Here is a 637-nt window from a genome sequence, read left to right as displayed (position 1 = left end):
TTGAAGAGTCCAACCGTTTGTATCCCGTCGATGAGAAAAAGCTTTTTGAAGGCATTCCTTTTTTTGCTGCCACCACTAATGTGGATACAGGTAAAGCGGACTACTATCGAGTGACGCGAGAAAATTTCCATCATGCGATAGAAGCGACAACAGCATTGCCGATTGCTTACAAACACACTCCGTGTTTTTCTGGTGGTTGTTATACCGATGGTGGTGTGGCGGATTCTATTCCGGTTCGAGAAGCTTACCGAAGAGGAGCGCGAGACATCACGGTTGTGCTATCGCACCCGCTGAATTACTCCAAAAAACCAGTAAAAAATACTTGGTTAATGAACAAGTTGTTTGCTGAACATCCTAAAATGGCAGAAGCGATGTTGCATCGTTCAGAGAACTACAATGAGTCCTTGGAATTTATCCGCAATCCCCCACAAGGAACCCGTGTGAGAGTGATTGCACCGCCGGATGAATTTCATGTGCAACGCTTGTCGATGCGCCAATCCGTTCTACTCGAAGGGTATGAAATGGGGCTTCACGAAGGCAGAACTCATATCACCAATCTGTCTGGTGGTTATGGTTTAAGTCGAGAAAACTGCCACTTTTGTCTTTAACTAGCAGTGATTGATAAAGTAAAAAGAAC

The 637-nt window shown here is 44.7% G+C and carries 1 protein-coding gene; it reads left to right on the top strand.

The genetic code is table 11. From position 1 onward, the window contains the following. Positions 1 to 608, top strand: a 608-nt coding sequence (locus tag R7Z77_RS26305; RefSeq protein WP_318137170.1) for a patatin family protein, incomplete at its 5' end; no start/stop codon positions are given. Positions 609 to 637: the final 29 nt, after the last annotated feature.

The organism is Vibrio sp. 1401 (genome assembly GCF_033340295.1).
The sequence above is the reverse complement of the archived record's forward strand: the minus strand, read 5'-3'. Positions and strand labels throughout refer to the sequence as shown.